This window comes from Streptomyces sp. JN8 (assembly GCF_055808075.1).
Window position 1 is genome coordinate 2,481,127 of record NZ_CM147852.1, and the last position, 22,361, is coordinate 2,503,487.

14 protein-coding genes are annotated in these 22,361 nt (G+C 72.5%); 6 read left to right on the plus strand and 8 right to left on the minus strand.

The genetic code is table 11. The features are described 5' to 3' along the window. Positions 1-23: 23 nt before the first annotated feature. From ACY0MR_RS10550 to eccD, 4 genes are all read right to left on the minus strand, one after another. Entirely contained in the window at positions 24-1,403 is a 1,380-nt protein-coding gene (locus ACY0MR_RS10550) for a M16 family metallopeptidase (RefSeq protein ID WP_361852678.1), read from the minus strand. Further along, positions 1,400-3,619, minus strand: coding sequence for a polyribonucleotide nucleotidyltransferase (locus ACY0MR_RS10555; RefSeq protein WP_361852675.1), 2,220 nt, complete (start codon positions 3,617-3,619; stop codon positions 1,400-1,402). The genes ACY0MR_RS10550 and ACY0MR_RS10555 overlap by 4 nt, the downstream gene beginning before the upstream one ends. A gap of 284 nt (positions 3,620-3,903) precedes the next feature. Continuing rightward, positions 3,904-4,194, minus strand: coding sequence for a 30S ribosomal protein S15 (gene rpsO / locus ACY0MR_RS10560; protein ID WP_030206644.1), 291 nt, complete (start codon positions 4,192-4,194; stop codon positions 3,904-3,906). 183 nt (positions 4,195-4,377) lie between these two features. Next, a complete protein-coding gene (gene eccD / locus ACY0MR_RS10565) occupies positions 4,378-5,856 on the minus strand; it encodes a type VII secretion integral membrane protein EccD (protein WP_473560468.1) in 1,479 nt (492 codons plus the stop codon). 183 nt (positions 5,857-6,039) lie between these two features. Here eccD and eccCa point away from each other — a divergent pair, with 183 nt between their 5' ends. Together eccCa and ACY0MR_RS10575 are read left to right on the plus strand one after the other, a co-directional pair. After that, positions 6,040-10,017, plus strand: coding sequence for a type VII secretion protein EccCa (gene eccCa, locus ACY0MR_RS10570; protein WP_388793987.1), 3,978 nt, complete (start codon positions 6,040-6,042; stop codon positions 10,015-10,017). A gap of 99 nt (positions 10,018-10,116) precedes the next feature. Next, on the plus strand, positions 10,117-10,401 hold the full coding sequence (locus ACY0MR_RS10575) for a DUF397 domain-containing protein (protein WP_361852665.1): 285 nt from the start codon (positions 10,117-10,119) through the stop codon (positions 10,399-10,401). A 66-nt stretch (positions 10,402-10,467) separates the two neighbouring features. On the opposite strand, the gene ACY0MR_RS10580 is transcribed toward ACY0MR_RS10575, so the two are convergent. The 4 genes from ACY0MR_RS10580 to eccB all read right to left on the minus strand — a co-directional run bounded on the left by ACY0MR_RS10580 (position 10,468) and on the right by eccB (position 14,210). Continuing rightward, positions 10,468-10,758 (minus strand): WXG100 family type VII secretion target, encoded by a 291-nt coding sequence (locus tag ACY0MR_RS10580; protein WP_388793984.1) that lies wholly within the window; start codon positions 10,756-10,758, stop codon positions 10,468-10,470. Positions 10,759-10,807: 49 nt separating this feature from the next. Then, complete coding sequence (locus ACY0MR_RS10585) at positions 10,808-11,152, minus strand: WXG100 family type VII secretion target (RefSeq protein WP_361852659.1); 345 nt, start codon at positions 11,150-11,152, stop codon at positions 10,808-10,810. A 190-nt stretch (positions 11,153-11,342) separates the two neighbouring features. Then, the gene (mycP, locus tag ACY0MR_RS10590) at positions 11,343-12,647 is read right to left on the minus strand and encodes a type VII secretion-associated serine protease mycosin (RefSeq protein WP_473560471.1); all 1,305 of its coding nucleotides are present in this window, start codon (positions 12,645-12,647) and stop codon (positions 11,343-11,345) included. Positions 12,648-12,659: 12 nt separating this feature from the next. Next, complete coding sequence (gene eccB / locus ACY0MR_RS10595) at positions 12,660-14,210, minus strand: type VII secretion protein EccB (RefSeq protein ID WP_473560473.1); 1,551 nt, start codon at positions 14,208-14,210, stop codon at positions 12,660-12,662. A gap of 189 nt (positions 14,211-14,399) precedes the next feature. Between eccB and eccE the strand changes: the two genes are divergently transcribed. From eccE to ACY0MR_RS10615, 4 genes are all read left to right on the plus strand, one after another. Then, positions 14,400-15,701: a type VII secretion protein EccE gene (eccE, locus tag ACY0MR_RS10600; RefSeq protein ID WP_388793978.1), complete on the plus strand. Its 1,302-nt coding sequence runs from the start codon at positions 14,400-14,402 to the stop codon at positions 15,699-15,701. Beyond that, a complete protein-coding gene (locus tag ACY0MR_RS10605; protein ID WP_388793975.1) occupies positions 15,701-16,507 on the plus strand; it encodes a hypothetical protein in 807 nt (268 codons plus the stop codon). Before eccE ends, ACY0MR_RS10605 begins: the two co-directional genes overlap by 1 nt. Before the next feature lie 227 nt (positions 16,508-16,734). Beyond that, entirely contained in the window at positions 16,735-20,331 is a 3,597-nt protein-coding gene (locus tag ACY0MR_RS10610; RefSeq protein ID WP_473560476.1) for an SCO5717 family growth-regulating ATPase, read from the plus strand. Positions 20,332-20,523: 192 nt separating this feature from the next. Further along, complete coding sequence (locus tag ACY0MR_RS10615) at positions 20,524-22,359, plus strand: ABC transporter substrate-binding protein (protein WP_388794131.1); 1,836 nt, start codon at positions 20,524-20,526, stop codon at positions 22,357-22,359. Positions 22,360-22,361 lie beyond the last annotated feature (2 nt).

Sequence of the window (22,361 nt, forward strand, 5' to 3'; positions counted from 1 at the left end):
TCTTCCTTAGGGGGACTCGTGGGTCAGGAGACCGCTTGCTGGAGGCGGTCCGCCTGCTTGTCCTTCAGCGGGCCGATCACCGAGAGCGAGGGCCGCTGGTCCAGTACATCGCGGGCGACCTCGCGGACCTCGTCCGGGGTGACGGCCGCGATCCGGTCCAGCATGTCGTCGACCGACATCTGGGTGCCCCAGCAGAGCTCGCTCTTGCCGATGCGGTTCATCAGGGCGCCGGTGTCCTCCAGGCCGAGGACGGTCGACCCGGAGAGCTGGCCGACGGCGCGGGCGATCTCATCGTCCGTGAGGCCGTCGGAGGCGACCTTGTGGAGCTCGTCGCGGCAGATCTTCAGGACGTCGTGGACCTGGGCCGGGCGGCAGCCCGCGTAGACCCCGAAGAGGCCGCAGTCGGCGAAGCCCGAGGTGTACGAGTACACGCTGTAGGCCAGGCCGCGCTTCTCGCGGACCTCCTGGAAGAGGCGGGAGGACATGCCGCCGCCGAGGGCGGTGTTCAGCACCCCGAGGGCCCAGCGGCGCTCGTCGGTGCGGGCCAGGCCCGGCATGCCGAGGACCACGTGGGCCTGCTCGGTCCTGCGGTTCAGCAGCTCGACGCGGCCCGCCGCGCGCAGGGTGCGCCGGCCGTCGCGGGGGGCGACGGGGACGGCGTCGGTACGGGTGAGGGCGCCGGCCTTCTCGAAGGCGCGGCGGACCTGGCGTACCACCGTGGCGTGGTCGACGTTGCCCGCGGCGGCCACGACCAGGTGGGTCGGGTCGTAGTGCTTCTTGTAGAAGCGGGCGATCTGGTCGCGGCCGAGGCCGTTGACCGTGTCGACGGTGCCGAGGACCGGGCGGCCCAGCGGGGTGTCGCCGAACATGGTCTGCGCGAACAGCTCGTGCACGACGTCGCCGGGGTCGTCCTCGGTCATCGCGATCTCTTCGAGGATCACGCCGCGCTCGGCGTCGACGTCCTCCTCGAGGATGAGGGACCCCGTCAGCATGTCGCAGACGACGTCGATCGCCAGCGGCAGGTCGGTGTCGAGGACCCGGGCGTAGTAGCAGGTGTACTCCTTCGCCGTGAAGGCGTTCATCTCGCCGCCGACCGCGTCGATCGCGGCGGAGATGTCGAGGGCGGACCGTCGCCGGGTGCCCTTGAAGAGGAGGTGCTCCAGGTAGTGGGTGGCGCCGTTGAGCGCCGGGGTCTCGTCGCGGGATCCGACGTGGGCCCAGATGCCGAAGGTGGCGGAGCGCACGGAGGGCAGCGTCTCGGTGACGACGCGGAGGCCGCCGGGGAGGGTGGTGCGCCGGACCGTGCCGATGCCGTCCCTGCCCGGGAGAAGCGTTTGGGTACGGGCGACGGCCCGCCCCTCCGAGGAGGGGCGGGCCGTCGCGCGGGAACTACGGGACGTCACTTGGCAGCGTCGTCCTTGTCACCCTCGGCAGCGTCCTCGTCCGCGATCACGGGGATCAGGGACAGCTTGCCGCGCTGGTCGATCTCGGCGATCTCGACCTGGACCTTGGAGCCGATCGCGAGCACGTCCTCGACGTTCTCCACGCGCTTGCCGCCGGCGAGCTTGCGGATCTGCGAGATGTGCAGGAGGCCGTCCTTGCCCGGGAGCAGGGAGACGAAGGCACCGAAGGTGGTGGTCTTGACGACCGTGCCCAGGTAGCGCTCGCCGACCTCCGGCATGGTCGGGTTGGCGATGCCGTTGATCGTGGCGCGGGCGGCCTCGGCGGCCGGGCCGTCGGCGGCACCGATGTAGATGGTGCCGTCGTCCTCGATCGTGATCTCGGCGCCGGTGTCCTCCTGGATCTGGTTGATCATCTTGCCCTTGGGGCCGATGACCTCGCCGATCTTGTCCACCGGGATCTTGACCGTGATGATGCGCGGCGCGTTCGGGGACATCTCGTCCGGAACGTCGATCGCCTCGTTCATCACGTCGAGGATGTGCAGACGCGCGTCACGGGCCTGCTTCAGCGCGGCGGCCAGGACCGAGGCGGGGATGCCGTCGAGCTTGGTGTCGAGCTGGAGCGCGGTCACGAACTGCTTCGTGCCGGCGACCTTGAAGTCCATGTCGCCGAAGGCGTCCTCCGCACCGAGGATGTCGGTGAGGGCGACGTAGTGCGTCTGGCCGTCGATCTCCTCGGAGATCAGGCCCATGGCGATGCCGGCGACGGCGGCCTTGAGCGGCACACCGGCGTTCAGCAGCGACATGGTGGAGGCGCAGACCGAGCCCATCGACGTCGAGCCGTTGGAGCCGAGGGCCTCGGACACCTGGCGGATCGCGTAGGGGAACTCCTCGCGGGTCGGGAGGACCGGCACGATGGCGCGCTCGGCGAGGGCGCCGTGGCCGATCTCGCGGCGCTTGGGCGAGCCCACGCGGCCGGTCTCGCCGACGGAGTACGGCGGGAAGTTGTAGTTGTGCATGTAGCGCTTGCGGGTCACCGGGGAGAGGGTGTCCAGCTGCTGCTCCATGCGGAGCATGTTGAGGGTGGTGACGCCCAGGATCTGGGTCTCGCCACGCTCGAACAGCGCCGAGCCGTGCACGCGCGGGATGGCCTCGACCTCGGCCGCGAGCGTACGGATGTCCGTGAGGCCACGGCCGTCGATGCGGACCTTGTCCTTGATGACGCGCTCGCGGACCAGCTTCTTGGTCAGCGCGCGGTAGGCCCCGCCGATCTCCTTCTCGCGGCCCTCGAAGGCCGGGAGGAGCTTCTCGGCGGCGATCTCCTTGATGCGGTCGAGCTCGGCCTCGCGCTCCTGCTTGCCGGCGATGGTGAGCGCCTTGGTGAGCTCACCCTTGACGGCGGCGGTGAGGGCCTCCAGGACGTCGTCCTGGTAGTCCAGGAAGACCGGGAACTCGCCGGTGGGCTTGGCGGCCTTGGCGGCGAGGTCCGACTGGGCCTTGCAGAGGACCTTGATGAAGGGCTTCGCGGCCTCGAGACCGGCGGCGACGACCTCCTCGGTCGGCGCCTCGGCGCCGCCCTTGACGAGCTCGATGGTCTTCTCGGTGGCCTCGGCCTCGACCATCATGATCGCGACGTCGCCGTCCTCCAGGACGCGACCGGCGACGACCATGTCGAAGACGGCGTCCTCGAGCTCGGTGTGCGTCGGGAACGCGACCCACTGGCCCTTGATCAGGGCGACGCGGGTGGCGCCGATCGGGCCGGAGAAGGGCAGGCCCGCCAGGATCGTGGAGGCGGAGGCGGCGTTGATCGCGACCACGTCGTACAGGTGGTCGGGGTTGAGCGCCATGATCGTCTCGACGATCTGGATCTCGTTGCGCAGGCCCTTCTTGAAGGAGGGGCGCAGCGGGCGGTCGATCAGGCGGCAGGTGAGGATCGCGTCCTCGGAGGGGCGGCCCTCCCGGCGGAAGAAGGAGCCGGGGATCTTGCCGGCCGCGTACTGCCGCTCCTCGACGTCCACCGTGAGGGGGAAGAAGTCGAGCTGGTCCTTGGGGCGCTTCGAGGCGGTGGTCGCCGAGAGGACCATGGTGTCGTCGTCCAGGTAGGCGACGGCGGAGCCGGCGGCCTGCTTGGCCAGACGGCCGGTCTCGAAGCGGATGGTGCGGGTGCCGAAGGTGCCGTTGTCGATGACGGCCTCGGCGTAGTGGGTCTCGTTCTCCACTAGCGGTTTCTCCTACGTGTTCGTCTTTGCGTCCGGGGCCCGTGTGGCCGGGGACGGTGTGCGACGGGGGCGGAGAAGCGCGCCTCGGGTGCTGGCCGGTCTTCGATCGAAGCACCCGGGGTGTCGTTCCCGGGGGCCACTACCGAGGACCGGCGGCGAGCCGGCGGCTTCTCGCTCGTCGTTATGGGGGTTGTGCGACCAGCCTACGGGCCGATGCGCACTTTGTGCACGTACGGCAAAGGGAGCGGCCCCCTGAAAGGGGGAACCGCTCCCTCGTCACCTGCTTACTTGGCGCCGCCGGCCGCACCGCGGCGGATGCCGAGGCGGTCGACCAGCGTACGGAAGCGCTGGATGTCCTTCTTGGCCAGGTACTGCAGGAGGCGGCGGCGCTGGCCGACCAGGATCAGCAGACCACGGCGGGAGTGGTGGTCGTGCTTGTGCTGCTTGAGGTGCTCGGTCAGGTCCGAGATGCGACGGGACAGCATGGCGACCTGGACCTCGGGGGAGCCGGTGTCGCCCTCCTTGGTGCCGAACTCGGTCATGATCTGCTTCTTGACAGCGGCGTCGAGAGCCACGCGGATCTCCTCTTGAGGTGTTCGTGCGCCCGCGAGTGCCCCTGGTCTAGGTCTCAGGGGAAGCTTCCGTGACTCGGCGGGCGAAGGTCCGATGGGCGCAGCTTCCAGAGATCTCCGGGAGCGCGTACACAAACGGCCGTCACACAGCGTACCAGCTCGCCGGAGCGCCTCCGGATGGGGCCGCTACTTGCTGGTGAGGGAGCGGACCGTGGAGAAGACGTCGAGGACGGCGAGGCAGAGCGGGACGAGGGAGAGGAGGACGAAGCCCTCCGCCAGGTCGAGGAGCCGGCCCCAGAAGGGGGAGAGTCCCTTCCTCGGGATGATCAGGCCGATCGCGGTGATCAGCGCGGCTCCGGCGGCGACGGAGGCGGTGAGCCAGATGGTGCGGATGTCCAGGCCGCCCCGGTCGCCGTACATGAGGAGGTCCTTGACCAGGTCGGCCGGCGGGTTCAGGGAGAGTCCGAGGACGAGGAGCGCGATGGCCGCGATGCCGGCGACCAGGACGCAGACGACCTGCGACGTGTAGCGGAAGAGGCGGGCGCGCAGCAGCATCGCCAGGCCCGCGGCGAGGGCGAGGAGCTGGCCCCAGACGTTTCCGGCGAAGCCGAGGACGGCGGCGGAGCCGACGACGACCGCGGCGCAGCCGCCGACCAGGCCGAGGAGCATCTCGTGGCCGCGGCGGGCCTGGAGCGCGATGCGCTCGCCGTCGACGGGCTGCGGGTCGTCGCCGGCGGGCTGCTGCGGGTCGGCGTGGAACTCCTCGTCGGCGGCGCTGCGGGGGGCGGCGTAGCCGATGGGGAGCCGGGCGAAGCGGGCGGAGAGGCCGGGCAGGAAGGCGACGAGGCCGATGGCGACGGGGGCGCAGACGGCGGCGGTCTCGGTGGCGGTGGACTCGGTGAGGATCGCCGTGAAGGTCGCGAGGGTGCCGACGGTGGCCAGGAAGGTGGCGGCGACGAAGGGGGCGTCTCCGCTGGGGGTGAGCGCGACGAGCGCCACGGAGGCGACGAGGACGGTGACGCAGCCGAGCAGGAACTGGAGGCGGCCGGGTCCCTGGCCGGGGTCGGGGCCGACGATGCCGGAGCCGGCGATGAGCAGGAGCGGGAGCGCGCCGAGGCCGAGGGCGACGGCGGTGGCCCGATCGGCGTACACGCGGGCGCGTACGCCGGCGAAGGCGGTGAGGAGGAGTCCGGCGGCGCCCGCGATGATCCCGGGCAGGCTGTGCATGTCGTGCCGGATCGGGTCCGCGAACCAGAGCACGAAGCCCATGAGGACGAGGAGCAGCACGCCGCCGAGGAGTCCGGCGCCGCGGAGGAGCTCGTCGCTCCACAGGTGCCGGTCGCGGGTGACGGCGGAGGCGACGGCGTCGGAGACGTCGTCGTAGACGGCCGGCGGCAGCGACTGGGCGAACGGGCGCAGGGAGAGCACCTCGCCGTCGAGGACCTGCTGGGCGGCGAGGGTGCGGGCCCCGTCGAGGACGGATCCGTCCCGGCGGACCAGGTGGTAGCCCGTGGGCGTGCCGGCCGCCTGCGTCTGTCCGGTGAGCCGCAGGATCTCCGGGTAGACGTCGGCGACGGCGATGTCCTCGGGGAGTGCGACGTCGATGCGGCTGTCCGGCGCCACGACGGTGACGCGGCAGAAACCGGTCGCTGCGGTCGTACTCACGTGTCTGGACCCCCTGATTCGCGGTTGCGCACGATGCGCGCGCCACCCTACCGGGGACGGAGGGTGAGGGCTGCAAGTAGGATCGCCGTCCCATGGGGGAAGTCCGTGTGCCCGGCTGCCGACAGGGGTGCCGGGCGGCTGCTCCCGCCACGAGCCCGCCTCCAACGAGGGATTGATGCGCCGGTGAGCCAGATCGTCGTCAAACGCCCGCCGAGGTCTCTTCCGCCGGAAGTGCCCGGTGGGGAACTGGTCCTGGAGTCTCCGCCGGAACTCCCGCGGGGACAGCAGGAGTCGGCGTTGATGCAGCTCCTGCCGATGCTCGGCATGGGTTCCTCGGTGGTGTTCTTCTTCATGACGCCGTCGCCGATCATGCGGATCATGGGCACGCTGATGCTCGCCTCGACGGTCGCGATGGCCGTCGCCCAGTTCGTGAGATTCCGTCGCGGTACGCAGGGGCAAATGTCAGATGTCCGCCGCGACTACCTCAAATACCTCGCGCAGACGCGGCGTACGGTCCGGCGCACGGCGCACAGGCAGCGGGACGCTCAGCTGTATCTGCACCCGGCTCCCGAGCAGTTGTGGTCGGTGGTGGCCGAGGGCTCGCGGGTGTGGGAGCGCCGGGTCGGCGATCACGACTTCGGGCAGGCGCGGATAGGGCTCGGGGCGCAGCAGCTGGCGACGCCGCTGGTGGCTCCGGACACCGCGCCGGTGGACGAGCTGGAGCCGCTGTGCGCGGGGGCGATGCAGCAGTTCCTCGCGGTGCACGGGACCCTGGACGGGCTGCCGATGGCGGTGTCGATGCGGGCGTTCTACCACGTCACGGTCTCGGGTGAGCCGGAGTCGGCGCAGGCGGCGGCGCGTGCCCTGGTGGCACAGCTGGTGACGCTGCACTCCCCCGACGACCTGATGCTGGCGGTGGTCGCGGCCCGTTCGGCGCAGGACCGCTGGGACTGGACGAAGTGGCTGCCGCACACGCAGGTGTCGGGTCAGCCCAACGGCTACGACGGGGCCGGTACGAAGCGGCTGTTCGGCGACGACCTCACCGAGGTCGAGCAGTTGATGCGCTCGAAGCTGGACGGGCGTCCGCGGTTCTCCCGGGAGAACCAGCCGGTGCTCGACCAGCCGCACGTGGTCGTGGTGCTGGACTCCCATTCCACCCGGGGCGGGATGGTGCCGCCGGACTCGCTGCTCGCGGCGGCCGAGGGCCTGCAGGGCGTGACGATCGTCGAGGTCGTCTCCGGTGACCTCGACGAGCCGCGCGGTGGGCTCTCGGTGGTCGTGCGACCGGGCCGGCTGCGGCTGGAGTCGGGGGGCGGCTTCGCGTACGAGGGGCTGCCGGACGGCATCTCGCTGCCCGCGGCGGAAGCGCTGGCCCGTCAGCTCGCGCCGCTGCGGATGGGCGGCGGGGACGACGACGAGCCGCTGCTCGCCAACCTGGACTTCACGGATCTGCTGAACCTGGGCGACGCGGCCTCGGTGGACGTGGCACGGACCTGGCGGCCGCGGTCGGTGGCCGAGCGCCTGCGCGTCCCGATCGGTGTGGGCGAGGACGGCCAGCCGGTCATGCTCGACCTGAAGGAGGCCGCGCAGGAGGGCATGGGCCCGCACGGCCTGTGCGTCGGCGCCACGGGTTCCGGCAAGTCGGAGCTGCTGCGGACGCTGGTGCTGGGTCTCGCGGTGACGCACTCCTCTGAGACGCTGAACTTCGTCCTCGCGGACTTCAAGGGCGGCGCGACCTTCGCGGGCATGTCGCAGATGCCGCACGTGGCGGCGGTCATCACCAACCTGTCCGACGACCTGACGCTCGTCGACCGCATGGGCGACGCGATCCGCGGCGAGCTGCAGCGGCGCCAGGAACTCCTGCGGTCCGCGGGCAACTACGCGAACATCCACGACTACGAGAAGGCGCGCGCGGCGGGCGCCCCGCTGGAGCCGCTGGCCTCGCTGGTCCTCGTGATCGACGAGTTCTCCGAACTCCTCACCGCCAAGCCGGACTTCATCGACATGTTCATCCAGATCGGCCGGATCGGCCGCTCCCTGGGTGTGCACCTGCTGCTCGCCTCGCAGCGCCTGGAGGAGGGCAAGCTGCGCGGCCTGGACACGTACCTCTCGTACCGGATCGGTCTGCGGACCTTCTCCGCGGCGGAGTCGCGGACGGCGATCGGCGTGCCGGACGCCTACCACCTGCCGTCGGTGCCGGGCTCGGGCTATCTGAAGTTCGGCACGGACGAGATGACCCGCTTCAAGGCGGCGTACGTCTCGGGCACGTACCGGACGGGCGGGCCGCGCCTGGAGGTCGGGCACATGCCGGTGGAGCGGCGTCCCGCGCTGTTCACGGCCGCGCCCGTGCCGGTGGTGTACGCGGCGCCGGACCCGGCGTACCTCACGGAGCGGCGGGCGGAGGAGGACGACGCGCTCGCGGACACGGTCCTCGACGTGATCGTCCGCCGGCTGGAGGGCCAGGGGGTGCCCGCGCACCAGGTGTGGCTGCCGCCGCTCGACCAGGCGCCGTCGCTGGACCAGCTGCTGCCGGGTCTCGCGCAGACCGCGGACCGGGGGCTGACGGCGACCGAGTACACGCGCCAGGGCGGGCTCACGGTGCCGCTCGGCCTCATCGACAAGCCCTTCGAGCAGCGGCGCGAGGTGCTGTACCGGGACTTCTCGGGTGCGGCGGGCCACATGATGGTGGTCGGCGGTCCGCAGTCCGGCAAGTCGACGATGATGCGGACGCTCGTCTCGTCGTTCGCGCTGACCCACACGCCGGCGGAGGTGCAGTTCTACTGCCTGGACTTCGGTGGCGGCGGCCTGGTGTCGCTCGCCGACCTGCCGCACGTCGGCGGGGTGGCGTCCCGGCTGGACCCGGAGCGGGTGCGGCGCACGGTCGCCGAGGTCATGGGCGTGCTGAACCGGCGCGAGGAGTTCTTCCGCTCGCACGCGATCGACTCGATCGCGACCTACCGGCGCAAGCGGGCCGCGGGCGAACTGCCCGGCGAGGCCTGGGGCGACGTCTTCCTGGTCGTGGACGGCTGGGGCGGCTTCCGCAACGACTACGACACGCTGGAGCCGATCGTCTCCGACATCGCGGCGCGGGGTCTCGGCTACGGCATCCACGTGGTGATCACCGCCTCCCGTTACATGGAGGTGCGGGCGGCGCTCAAGGACCAGATGCTGGGCCGGCTCGAACTGCGGCTCGGTGACGTGATGGACTCCGAGTTCGACCGCAAGGTCGCGGCGAACGTGCCGGCCGGTGTGCCGGGCCGGGGCCAGGTGCCGGAGAAGCTGCACTTCATGGGCGCGCTGCCGCGGATCGACGGATCGAGCTCGGCGGCCGACCTGTCGGACGGCACGGCGGCGTTCGTCCGGTCCGTGCAGGCCTCGTGGGGCGGGGCCCCGGCGCCGGAGGTGCGGCTGCTGCCGCGCAAGCTGCCGGCGGAGCGACTGCCGAAGGGCTTCGAGTACCCGCAGCACGGCATCGCGATCGGCATCGACGAGACGAACCTGGAGCCGGTGTTCGTCGACTTCGAGTCGGACCCGTTCTTCCTGGTGTTCGGCGAGAGCGAGTCCGGCAAGACGGCTCTGCTCCGGCTCATCGCCAAGCAGCTGTGCGAGCGGTACACGCCGGAGCAGGCGCGGATCGTGGTCGGCGACTACCGGCGGACGATGCTGGAGGCGGTCGCGCCCTCGCACCTCCTCGAGTACGCGCCGATGGCCTCGGCCATGCAGATGCACATGGACGCGATCAACACGGTGATGACGAAGCGGGCGCCCAAGCCCGACATCACCCCGCAGCAGCTGCGGGACCGCAGCTGGTGGACGGGTCCGCAGCTGTTCGTCCTGGTGGACGACTTCGAGCTGGTGGCCACCAACTCGGGGAACCCGCTGGCGGTCCTGGTGGAGAACCTGCCGTTCGCGCGGGACGTCGGCATCCGGTTCATCGTGGCGCGCAGCGCCGGCGGTGCCTCCCGGGCGATGTACGAGCCGTTCATGCAGCGCGTGAAGGAGCTGGGCGCGCAGGGCGTCGTCCTCTCCGGCGATCCGCAGGAGGGCGACATCCTGGGCGGTGTCCGCGCGCGGCCGATGCCTCCGGGCCGGGGCACGTTCGTGTCGCGCAAGCGGGGTGCGCCGCTGGTGCAGCTCGGCTGGCTGCCCGAGCAGCACTGACGGAGCGGGCCGGACCGGCGGGTGGATTCCCGCCGTCCGGGTGGGGCGGTCCCACTACTGTGGGTGGGACCGCCGTACCACCGCGAAGGGAACGCGCCGATGACCGACGCAGACACGAGCACGACCGGCGCCGACGGCGCCGCCGCGGCCGCCGAGAAGCAGCGCCAGAAGGACGAGCTGTACGCGCTCGACATCTCGGGCGTCGCGTGGGAGGGCGCTCCCGGGACGAGCCCGGACGAGGAGCGGGTGGAGATCGCGCGGCTGCCCGAGGGGGCGGTGGCGATGCGTTCGTCCCTCGACAAGGGCACGGTGCTGCGGTACACGAAGGCCGAGTGGGACGCGTTCGTCCTCGGGGCCAGGGACGGCGAGTTCGACCTGCGCTGAGCCGCGGACACGCGTGAGGGGGTGGCCCGTACGACGGGCCACCCCCTCACGCGTGCGTGCCTGGTCTCACATCATGCGGAACCGGGCGGCGTTGCCGCGGTCGGTGTCCTGGTAGCCGACGACCGACTCGTCGAGGAGCTGGGCGATGCGCGCCAGGTCCTGGTTCATGCCGGCCATGTCGCGGGTCAGGCGGTCCTGGGTCTCGCGGTACGCGATCTTCGCCTCACCCTCCCAGTTGCCGGCGACGCGGTTGACCTCGGCCATGAGGTCGTCGAGCTTCTGGGTGAGGGTGGTGGAGGTCAGCCGGGTGTCGGCCGCCGCCTGCGTCACGGTGTCGTAATTGACCGCAGTGGTCATGGTGTTGACTCCTGGAGTGAGAAGTGGCCCGGTGGACTGGTCGAGTGACTCAGACGCCGAGAATGGCGCTCGAGTTGCCGCCGGAACCGCCGCCGGTGTCCATCGAGCGGAAGGACCGCAGGCGGTCCTCCTCCTCGCGCGAGAACCCGTCGGCGCTCATGCGCATCATCTCTTCGAGGTTCGCGAGCTCCTGGCGCATGCTGCGCAGGCGCTGGTTCAGGTCGTTCTGGACCCGGTCGTACTCCTTGCTCGCAGCACCCTGCCAGCCCGCCTGGACGCGGTCCACCACACTGTTGAGGGAGGTGATGCGGGACTGGAGCTCGTCGGAGAAGTCCTGGATCCGGCCGGCGAGCTTGACTTGTTCGGCACTGGTTACGTTCAGGTCTTTCGACATCTTGCCCCTTCTTCCTTCGGTGGCGTCGACGGCGGGGCCGTCGGGCCATCCGGTCGTGATGCGGACGGGAATCTTCTGATGCCGCCCCCGTGCTGGGATCGCACTGCCGTGCGCCCCGCGGTCACTTTAGCCATTGACGGCGGCAGTTCCAACTGCAAAGGAGGGTCGGGATACTTGACCGATACGCCGGTCAACGGACCCCCCTTCCGCGGCGGCTGTCGCGGATCACGATGGCGGTCCCGGCGACCACGGCCACCAGGACGACACCGATCCCCAACGTGTAGGTGGCGAGCCGTTCGGAGCGCTCCTGGGGCGTCTCCGACAGCGCCAGACGCGCCGGCTCGGGGGCCGGCGGCTTGGGCGGGCGCGGGTCGGGCGTGGGCGCGGTCGGCGGCGCCGTGGGGGCGTCCGCGAGGGCGCGCACCGGGTCGATCACACCCCACCCCACGTAGTTGTCGCGCCCGTTGACCGAGCGCACGGCGGTCTGCTGGATCCGGGCGATGATCTGGGCCGCGCTCCAGTCCTGGTGCTCGGCGCGGAGCAGGGCGGCGACGCCGGCCACGTACGGAGCGGAGAAGCTGGTGCCGTTGTCGACGCACTGGCCGCCGCCGGGGACCGTGGAGACGATGTCGACGCCGGGGGCGGCGATGCCCACCATGGGGCCCGCCTGGGAGAACGCGGCGCGCTCGTTGTTCCGGTCGGAGGAGGCGACGGCGAGGACGCCGGGGAAGGCGGCCGGGTAGGTCAGCTTGGCTTTGCCGTCCATGCCGTCGTTGCCGGCGGAGGCGACGACGACGACGTCCTTCCTGACGGCCTCGGCGACCGCCTTGGCCAGGTCCGTCTCGGGGCCCAGGCGCGAGGTGGTGTCCTGCGAGATGTTGATGACGTCGGCGCCCTTGGCGACGGCCCAGGTGACGGCCTGCGCCATGCTGTCGGCCTTGCCGCTGTTCTTCTCGTCGTTCTGCCGGATGGGGATGATCGTCGCCTCGGGGGCGAGCCCGACGAATCCGGTGCCCGCCCGGGGGCGGGCGGCGATGATGCCGGCCACCTTGGTGCCGTGTCCGACCTGGTCGACGGTGCCGTCGGTCTTGCCGCGCTGCTCGTCGCCGAGGCCGGGGTTCTTCTTGTCGGGCTTGAGGTAGTCCTTGCCCGCCTTGGCGTCGACCGCGGTCCGCAGCTGCGGGTTGACGTCGTCGACGCCGGTGTCGATGACCGCGACCCTGACGCCCTTGCCCTTGGTGTCCTGCCACAGCTCGTCGAGGAGGACCCGCTGGAGCGGCCAGGGGGTGTCGGCGATCTGCTTCTTCATGGGGAAGGTGCACTCGCCGCTGCCGTCGAGGACGGGGCCGGCCGCCGGCCCTTCGCGGTGGTCCGGGGCGGCCGAGGCGGCGCCCGGGGCCGCGAGGAGCGCGGTCAGGGTGCCGGCCGCGAGGAGCACGGCCGTGCGGGGGGCCGTGCGGGACCGGGCGCGGGAGGGCGTACGGGAGGTCGTCACCGGTGCCACCCCCTAGGAACCCTGCGGCTGGGCCGCGCTGTTGGAGTCGAGCCGGGGGCCCTTGGACAGGAACTCGGACCATTCGATCGGGACCAGGGCCGGCACGACCTTCTCGTAGCCGAGATGCTTCTGGGCGTCGCTCGGTTCCGGGCGGCCGTCGGTCGGCTTCTCCTTGTCCCCGGCCCCGATCTCGGAACGGGCGGAGTCGCTGTCTCCGTTGGCCTGCACCGCGTAGCGCAGTCCCGTGTCGGTGACCAGGAACAGCGAGCCGTCCGGCGCCTTCTGCCGGCCCTGGATCTGGGTGTACAGCAGGCCGGTGCCGGGGGTGACGTACGTGCTGCTGCCGCCCGCGGTGATGTCCGCGGGGTACTGGGGGCCGGCCCAGGTGCTGAGGGTCGTCCGGCCCTTGTCGTCGACGCCGGTGAGGACGCTGCACACGGTGTCCCGGGCGCCGGGGCCGGAGACGGCGTTGACCTGCTTGGACTTCAGCTTGGGCCAGTTCGCCTCGCCGTGGAAGACGGTGGGGTCGGGGACGAAGGAGGAGGCGTCGGCGGGGGTGGCCTTGCCGTCCATGTCGAGGGACCGGGTCTGCGGGGCGTTGATGAGCAGCCAGGCCGTGAACGGCGTGACCGGCTGCACCTTGCTGGGGAGGACGACGTAGTGCTGGGGTCCGGAGCCGGTGGGGGCCAGGAGGACGTTGCCGATCCGGCTCTCGGTCTCGGTCAGGGTGGCCCCGGGGATCTCGGTGGGGCGGCCGACCTCGCCGCTGTCGATGCGCGGGAAGTCGATCTCGTCGCCGGTCTTGAGGGTGGCGAGCCAGTCGTCGGTGACCGGCTGCGGCTCCTTGCCGAGGCCGACGAGCGCGGTGAGCAGTCCGGTGGACTCGGCCTTCACCGGGTACTTGGTGCCGGTGTGGTCGACGAGGAACTGGGCGGCGCCCGTCTGTCCCTTGACGTACAGGACCTCGCCGTCGCCGAGCCGGTTGGCGCCCTCGGTGAGCTTCGCCTCCCGCTCGGCGAAGAGGAACGTCGCCTTCTGGACGCTGGCGCCGGCGCCGCCGCCGGGCTGTTCGCAGACGGCCCAGCGCTTCGCCTTGCCCGCCTCGTCCGCGCTGGGCAGCCGGTCGGGGGCGTACGGGATGCCGATGATGGGGCCGCGCGGCAGCTTGCCCCGGTCGAGGAACTCGTCGGCGACCTGGACGACCTGGAACTGGTCGGGGTCGAGGAGGAGGCGTGCGGAGGCCAGGTTGAGGACCGGGTGGAGCAGGGTCTTCTTGTCCTTGCCGGTGCCCGTCTCCAGGACCACGTACCGGGTCGTCGACTGCTTGCCGACGATGACCCGGGTCTTGGGGGTGTCCCAGCCCTTGGGGGCGTTCGGCTTGAACATGCCCCAGGCGCCGAACCCGGCCACCACGAGCGCGGCGACGATCAGCCCCGGAAGGATCGCGCGCAGCGGCTTGGGCGCCCCCTCCTCCGTGCCCGAGGGCGAGGGTTGGAGGAATGCCGCCACCGTGCGCTTCTTCGCAAAGGTGTACGCGTTGAGCTCGTCCCGCCGCGATGCCATGAGTCCCCATTCTCGTCAGGCGCGATCTTCGCGCGGGAGCCGGGGAGGTGACACCCGGGCCCCGGCCGTCGGACCGGCCCCCTACTATGCCTGCTGTCCCGTGGGGTTCGTGGGGCGGGTAGGGTGATCCGGCCGCCAAAGCCCTGGCGGGCCAGGGTGATCGGGATGAATTGAGGGGGATTCTCCATCATGGTTTCCGCGACGCGGACGCGGCCCGCCGCGGCCACCGCCTCCGAACCCCCGTCCACGGGGCCGGTGTCCTCGGTCTCGCCGAAGCTCCAGGCACGCCCGGGACACTTCGGTTCGTTCCAATTGCAACAGCTCGTACTGATCGAGGTGGCGGCGGCGCTGATGCTCGTCGCCTGGGTCGTCGAGCCGATGCTGATGGTGCCCGCGGGCGTCGTCGCCGTCGTGCTCGTGGTGATGGCGGTCGTCCGCCGGCACCGCCGCTCGCTGCCCGAGTGGCTCGGAACGTTCCTCGCGCTGCGGACGCGGACCCGTCGGGCCTCGTCCTTCACCGTGCCCGAGGGCACCGAGCCGGGGATCGCCCCGGTCGTCGAGTGCGACCCGGCGCTGCGGACCTACGGGTACAGCGACCGCGACCGGCGCCCGGTCGGCATGGTCGGCGACGGCACCTTCCTGACCGCGGTCCTGCGGGTGGAGTCGGAGGGAACGGCGCTGCGCCCGGACCGGGCGGCCGCGCCGCTGCCGGTCGGGCTGGTCCGGGACGTACTGAGCGTGGACGGCATCCGCCTGGAGTCGGCGCAGATCGTGCAGCACACGCAGCCCGCCCCCGCGCCGCACCTGCCGGCCCAGTCGATGGCGGCCCGCAACTACGGCCCGCTCCAGGCGCAGACGGGTTCGCCCGCCGTACGGATCACCTGGATCGCGCTCAAGCTCGACCCCGAGCTCTGCCCGGAGGCGGTCGCCGCGCGCGGCGGCGGCCTCAAGGGGGCGCAGAAGTGCGTGGTGCGGGCCGCGGACCAGCTGGCGAGCAGGCTCGCGGGCGCCGGGTTCGCGGCGAGCGTGCTGACGGAGCAGGAGCTGGTCTCGGCGCTGGCCACCTCGACCTGCGCCAGCCCGATGGCGATAGCGCAGGCGGGCCGCGGGCAGACGCAGGGCCGCCGGACCCAGGAGACCGCGCGGACCTGGCGGGTGGACGACCGGCGGCACACGACGTACTGGGTGGGGCGCTGGCCGCAGCTCGGCGGCCAGGGCGGCTCGGGGGCCTCGATGCCCCAGCTGGTGGCCCTACTGACCTCGCTGCCCGCCCTCGCGACGACGTTCAGTCTGACGCTGAGCGGCGGGGACCGGCAGGAGGTGTCGGTGACCGGACACGTCCGCATCACCGGGCGCAGCGACGAGGAACTGGTGGCGGCGCGCCACGAACTGGAGCGCGCGGCGCGCGGGGTGAGGACGGGGCTCGTGCGGCTCGACCGCGAACAGGTGCCGGGCATCCTCGCGACGCTTCCGCTGGGGGGTGCGCGCTGATGTCCCACACCGCTGCTTCCTCCTCCTCTTCCTACGGCGGCCCGGCGCGCCAGGGCTCGGGCCGGGCGGCGTCCCGCGGGTCCGCGCGGGCCGGCCGGGGCGCCAAGCCCCGCTTCGGCTTCGGTCTGGTCGGACCGCGCCGCGACCGGCACTCCGTCCCCCTCGACCAACTGGAGGCGCTGGCCCTGCCGGTCGGCGACGACGGCATGGTGATCGGCGTCGACGCCGAGAACCGGCCCGCCGTGCTCGGCATCAACCGGCCCGTCCCGTACGACATCACGCTGATCGGCGGTCTGTGGACCGCGCAGGTGCTGGCCCTCCGGGCGGCCGCGACGGGGGCCCGGGTGGCGGTCGAGACCGGCCGTGCGCAGGCCTGGACGGCGCTCGCCCAGGCCGCCGGCGGCGGTCAGCCGTGCATCGCGCTGCACGACGTGGGGCGCGTGCCGCCGCAGGGTGCGTCCGCGGGCAGTCCCGTGGTCGTCGTCCGCGACTGCGGCATGCGGCCGCCGCGCGGCCGCGTGGTGTCGGCGCCCTGGCAGTCGGTGGTCACGCTGCTGCCCTATCTGAGCCCGGTCGCGCCGCGGCTCCTGGAGAAGTCCTCGCTGGTCGGCGTCCAGCGGGTCTCGCCCGACGAGGCCACGCAGATCGGCCGCATCATGGGCCTGCCACGCCACGAGTACGAGGCGCTCTCCACGCTCGCGGACGGGGTGACGCTCTGGTGCACGCCGGGCGACCGCCAGTTCGTCATGACGCAGGGGACCGACGCCGAGACCGGATTGTTGGGCGCCGCGCGCAGAATGGACTGAGCGGGACCGAACGGCCTGAAGACGTTCAAGTACGTCCGTTTTTGCATCGATTTGAACGGTCGGGGTTCTCACTCTTCGACGCGGCCGGGTCACTTGGTGACCGGAACGGGTCATGGGGACGTGCGCGGTGGGGTCGTCGGGCCTGCCCGGGGGTTGCCCGCGCCGATTAGGGTGGAAGAGCCCCGCCCACCACGGCACAAGGGTGCTCGACCACACCAGGAGGCAAAGTGAACGGCGATCGCGACGAGATCCGCGGGGGTTGGAGTCCGCCCGCCGACGATCAGTCCGACGCGGATCCCGCCGAGATGACGGGTGAGTTCACCATCGACTACACCCCGCCGGCCTGGTACACGCAGAACGCGTCGGGCGGTGCGGGGGCCGGCGGTGCCACTCCCCCGCCGCCGAGCGGCGTCCCGGTCCCGGTGCCCGGCCTCCCGGCGGGCAGCGGCTTCGAGCCGAGCTGGAACGCGGGGGCTCCCGCGGCGGGCACGCCCGCCGGTGGCACGCCCGTGCCCGGCACTCCCGCGACGGGTACGCCCGTGGCGGGTGCCCCCGCGGGGGGCATGCCCCCGGCCGCCGGACACCAGACTCCTCCCGGCCACCAGCCTCCCGCCGGGCACCAGACTCCGGCCGGTCACCAGCCGACCCCCGGCCACCAGCCTCCCTTCGGGGCTCCGCAGGCCGCGACGCCTCCCGCGGCCGTGCCCCCGGCCGTCGTTCCCCCCGTGGTGACCCCTCCGGTGGCCCCGCCCCCGGTGGCCCCGCCTGCCTTCAGTGCTCCGCCGGTCGCGACGCCCCCGGCCGCCCCGACCGCCGACGCCTCGGCGCCCGGGGGCTTCCCGCCGCCCGCGCCGCTGCCCGGCACTCCGGCGCCCGCGCCCGCGGCGCCCTACGGAGGCGGGGACATCGAGAGCGGCTCGACCATGCGCTTCTCCCCCGCGGCGCTCCAGCGCGAGATCGCCGAGCGGACCGCCGGGGCCGGTTCGGCGACGCCCGATCCCACGCCCGCGGCGGCGACGCACGGCGGCGGCGCTGAGGAGCCGGCGGCGGCCCGGACCACCGGGAGCGACACCCCGGCCGACGGCGGCCCCCCGACGGGGACCGCCGACGCGGCGACCACCGACGCCGGGCCCCGCCGGGAGGACGCCCTCTCCGCCGAGGCCCCGCAGGCAGCGGAGCACCACGGGGCGACGGAAGCCCCCGCGGCTCCCGAGACCGCCGGAACGACCGAGGCCCCGGAGACCCCTGAGGCACCGGAGACCCACGACGCGGCCGTGGACGACGGAGGCGCCGACGCTTCCACCCCCGCCTCCGCTCCCTCCTCCGCCTCCGCGTCGACCGACACCGAGCCGGAGCCCGCCGCGGAATCCGCCGCGCCCTCCACGGAGGACTCCACTCGGGACTCCGCGCCGGTGGCCGACGCCGCCCCCGCGGAATCCGCCGCCGACACGGCCCTTCCGGAGCCGGAGGCGGCCCTGCCCGAGGCCGTCGCGAGCGCTCCCGAGACGGCCGCTCCCGAGGCCCTGACGGAGCCGATCGCCCCCGTCCCGTACCCGCCGGCCGACGCCGTCCCGCCGGGCTATGCGCCCGACGCGGCTCCCGGCCCCCTCCCCGGCGTCGGAGCCGTCCCGGCGCCCGCGCCCGGGCAGCCGCTGCCGCCGGCGGGGCCGCAGGCCGGCGCCGGACTGCCGCCGCTGCCGCCGTCGTTCCAGCCGGCCGCGCCCAGCCCCGCCCAGCAGTGGCCCGCTCAGCCGGCCCCGGGTGCGCAGCCGCAGCCCCAGGCCGCACCGCTGCCCCCCGCGGCCGCCTGGCCGCCGCCCGCACCCGGCGCCCCCGGTGCCGTACCTCCGCAGGCCCAGCCGCAGCCCCAGGCTCCCGGCGCCTACGGCTACCCGCAGGCACCGCAGCCGCCGCACGCCCCGCAGGCCGCACCGCAGGAGCAGCCGCCGGCTCCGGGCGGGTACGGCTACCCGCAGGGTGCCGCGGCCCCGCAGCCCCAGCCCCCGGCGCCCGCGGGCGGCTACGGCTTCCCGCACCCCGGGACGCCGCCGGAGCAGGCCGGCTACGGCTACCCGCAGGGCCCCGGGGGGCAGCCGGGCGTCCCCGGTGGCGTGCCGCCGCAGGCCCAGGGCGGCTACGGCTACCCGCACCCCGCCGCCGTGCCCCCGCAGGCCGCGGCTCCGCAGCCGCCGCAGGGCGGGCAGCCGGTCGACCCGCGGACCGGGGCCGCGTGGCCCTCGCCCGTGACGCACGACCAGCGGGAGCGGTCCGTGCCGGGCGCCCCGCTCGGCTACAACGCGGCCGTCGAGCTCTCCTCCGACCGCCTCCTGCGGAACAACAAGCAGAAGCCGAAGTCCAGCCGGACGCCCGGGGGCGCCGCCGCCCGCTTCAAGCTCGGCGGCAAGAAGGAGGAGGCGGAGCGGCAGCGCAAGCTGGAGCTGATCCGGACCCCCGTCCTCTCCTGCTACCGGATCGCGGTCATCTCGCTCAAGGGCGGCGTCGGCAAGACCACGACGACCACCGCGCTGGGCGCCACGCTGGCGACGGAGCGGCAGGACAAGATCCTGGCGATCGACGCCAACCCGGACGCCGGCACCCTGGGCCGCCGGGTGCGGCGCGAGACCGGGGCGACCATCCGCGACCTGGTGCAGGCGATCCCGTACCTGCACTCGTACATGGACATCCGCCGGTTCACCTCGCAGGCGCCGTCCGGTCTGGAGATCCTCGCCAACGACGTGGACCCGGCCGTCTCGACGACGTTCAACGACGAGGACTACCGGCGGGCCATCGACGTCCTGGGCAAGCAGTACCCGATCATCCTCACCGACTCGGGCACGGGCCTGCTGTACAGCGCGATGCGCGGGGTGCTCGACCTCGCCGACCAGCTCATCATCATCTCCACGCCCTCCGTGGACGGCGCGTCCAGCGCGTCGACGACGCTGGACTGGCTCTCCGCGCACGGCTACGCGGACCTGGTGCAGCGCTCGATCACGGTCATCTCCGGGGTCCGCGAGACCGGCAAGATGATCAAGGTCGAGGACATCGTGCAGCACTTCCAGACCCGCTGCCGCGGTGTCGTGGTCGTGCCCTTCGACGAGCACCTGTCGGCCGGCGCCGAGGTGGACCTCGACATGATGCGGCCGAAGACCCGCGAGGCGTACTTCCACCTCTCGGCGATGGTGGCGGAGGACTTCGCGCGGGCGCAGCAGGCGCAGGGACTCTGGACCGGCGACGCCCAGGGCGCGGTGCCGCCCCACATGGCCCCGCCGATGCCCGGACAGCCGATGCCGGGCCAGCCGATGCCGGGGCAGTTCGCGCCCGGACAGCCCGGACAGCCCGCTCCGGGGCAGCCGTACGGCGCCCAGCCGATGCCCGGACAGCCGGCGCCGGGGCAGCCGATGCCCGGACAGCAGCCGCCCGGACAGCCGTACCCGCCGCAGCAGCCGTACGGCCAGCAGCCGGCTCCCGGACAGCCGTACGGAGCGCCTCCCGCGCCCGGACAGCCCTACGGCGCCCAGCCGATGCCGGGCCCGTACGTCCCCGGGCAGCCGATGCCCGGACAGCCCGCGCCGGGTCAGCCGTACGGAGCACCGCCCGCCCCCGGACAGCCCTACGGCGCGCCGGGCGGCGCCCCGGGCATGCCGCAGGGCTGGCAGCAGCCGCAGCCGGGCGCGCCGCTGCCTCCGCAGGCCGATCCGCAGGATCAGGGGCACGGGCAGCCGCACGGTCAGGGCCGGCCCGATGACCAGGGACAGGGGCAGGTCCCGCCGCCGCACTGGTCGCAGGAGCAGCCTCCGCAGGCTCCGCCAGCCCCTCAGCAGTAAGGCGTCACAGGAGTAGACCAATGAGGCCCCGTACCGGTCCCCCGGTACGGGGCCTCTTGGCATTCCCGCAGCCCACAAGGGGTTTGAGGGATCGTTGACGACGGCAGACCACCGCTGATAAACCTTCGCTTCACTCACCGTCAGCCCAAGATCCACGACAGATCCCCCGACGCGAGGTCACGTCCCATGGTCATGGTCACGAAGGTTCCGCCCCGTCACTCCCCCACGCACAGAGCACTCCGCGTGCTGCTCGCCTCAGGTGTCACCGCCGTCTCCCTCGTGGCCGTTCCCGGTACCGCATCCGCCGAGGACGACAAGGCCGCGGGGAACACGCTCACCGTGGCGGTCTCGCAGAGCATCGACTCGCTGAGCCCGTTCCTCGCCCAGAAGCTCACCTCGACCAGCATCCACCGGCTGGCCTACGAGTACCTCACCAACTACGACGCCAAGGACGCCCGTACGGTCCCGGGCCTGGCGACCGCGTGGACCCCCTCGGCGGACAAGCTGACGTGGACGTACACGATCCGCGAGAACTCGAAGTGGTCCGACGGGAAGCCGGCCACCGCCGAGGACGCCGCCTGGACCTTCAACAAGATGATGACCGACCCGAACGCGGCCACCGCCAACGGGAGCTTCACGGCCAACTTCGCGCAGGTCACCGCGCCCGACCCGAAGACCCTCGTCATCCGGCTCAAGAAGCCGCAGGCCACGATGACCGCGCTCGACGTGCCGATCGTGCCCAAGCACGTCTGGGAGAAGGTCGGCGACTTCTCCAAGTTCAACAACGACAAGCAGTTCCCCATCGTGGGCAACGGGCCGTTCGTCATCACGGACTACAAGGTCGACCAGTACATCAAGCTCAAGCCGAACAAGGACTTCTGGCGGGGCGCCCCCAAGTTCGACGAGCTGGTCTTCAAGTACTACAAGGACGGGGACGCCGCCGTCGCCGCCCTCCAGAAGGGCGAGGTGTCCTTCGTCCCGAACCTGACCCCCGCCCAGGCCGCGGCCCTGAAGACCCAGCAGGACGTCAAGGTCAACGACGCCCCCGGCCGCCGCTTCTACGCCATCGCCACCAACCCCGGAGCACGCGCCCGCGACGGCGGCACGTTCGGCAACGGCCACAAGGCGCTGCTCGACCCGGCGGTCCGCAAGGCCCTCTTCCTCGCGGTCGACCGCGCCACGCTCGTCGACAAGGTCTTCCAGGGGCACGCCGTCGAGGGCCAGGGCTACATCCCGCCGCGCTTCGGCTCGTACTTCTGGCAGCCGGGCGACGGCCAGAGGCGCGCCTACGACCCCGCCGAGGCGGACAAGGTCCTGGTCGCGGCCGGATACCGGAAGAACGCCGACGGCAAGCGGGTCGGCAAGGACGGCAAGCCCCTCGACTTCCGGATCCTCTGCCACGCCACCGACCCGAACGACAAGGCCGTCGGCAAGTACCTCCAGGAGTGGTGGGGCGAGCTCGGCATCGGCCTGAAGGTCGAGTGCCTGGACAGCGTCTCGGACCCGTGGGTCAAGGGGGACTACGACCTCGCCTTCGACGGCTGGTCGGTCAACCCCGACCCGGACTACGTCCTGTCGATCCACACCTGCGGCACGCTCCCCGCGACGCCGAAGGACTCCGGGGCCACCGACAACTTCATCTGCGACAAGGAGTTCGACGGCCTCTACGCGCAGCAGGCGGTCGAGTACGACACCGCCAAGCGGGCGGATCTGGTGAAGCGGATGCAGTCCCGGCTGTACGACACGGGGTACATGAACATCATGGCCTACCCGAACGCCCTGGAGGCGTACCGCACGGACCAGATCGCGTCCATCACGACCATGCCCGAGGCCGCCGGGAACCTCTGGGGCCAGGACGGCTACTGGAGCTGGTGGTCGGCCGTCCCCGCGGCCTCCGCGTCCGACGGCGAGGGCTCCGGATCCTCGACGACCCTCTGGCTGGTCCTCGGGCCCGTCGCACTCGTCCTCGTCGCCGTGGGCGTCTGGACCGCCCGCCGCCGTCGCACCACCGCCGACGACCGCGAGTAGTC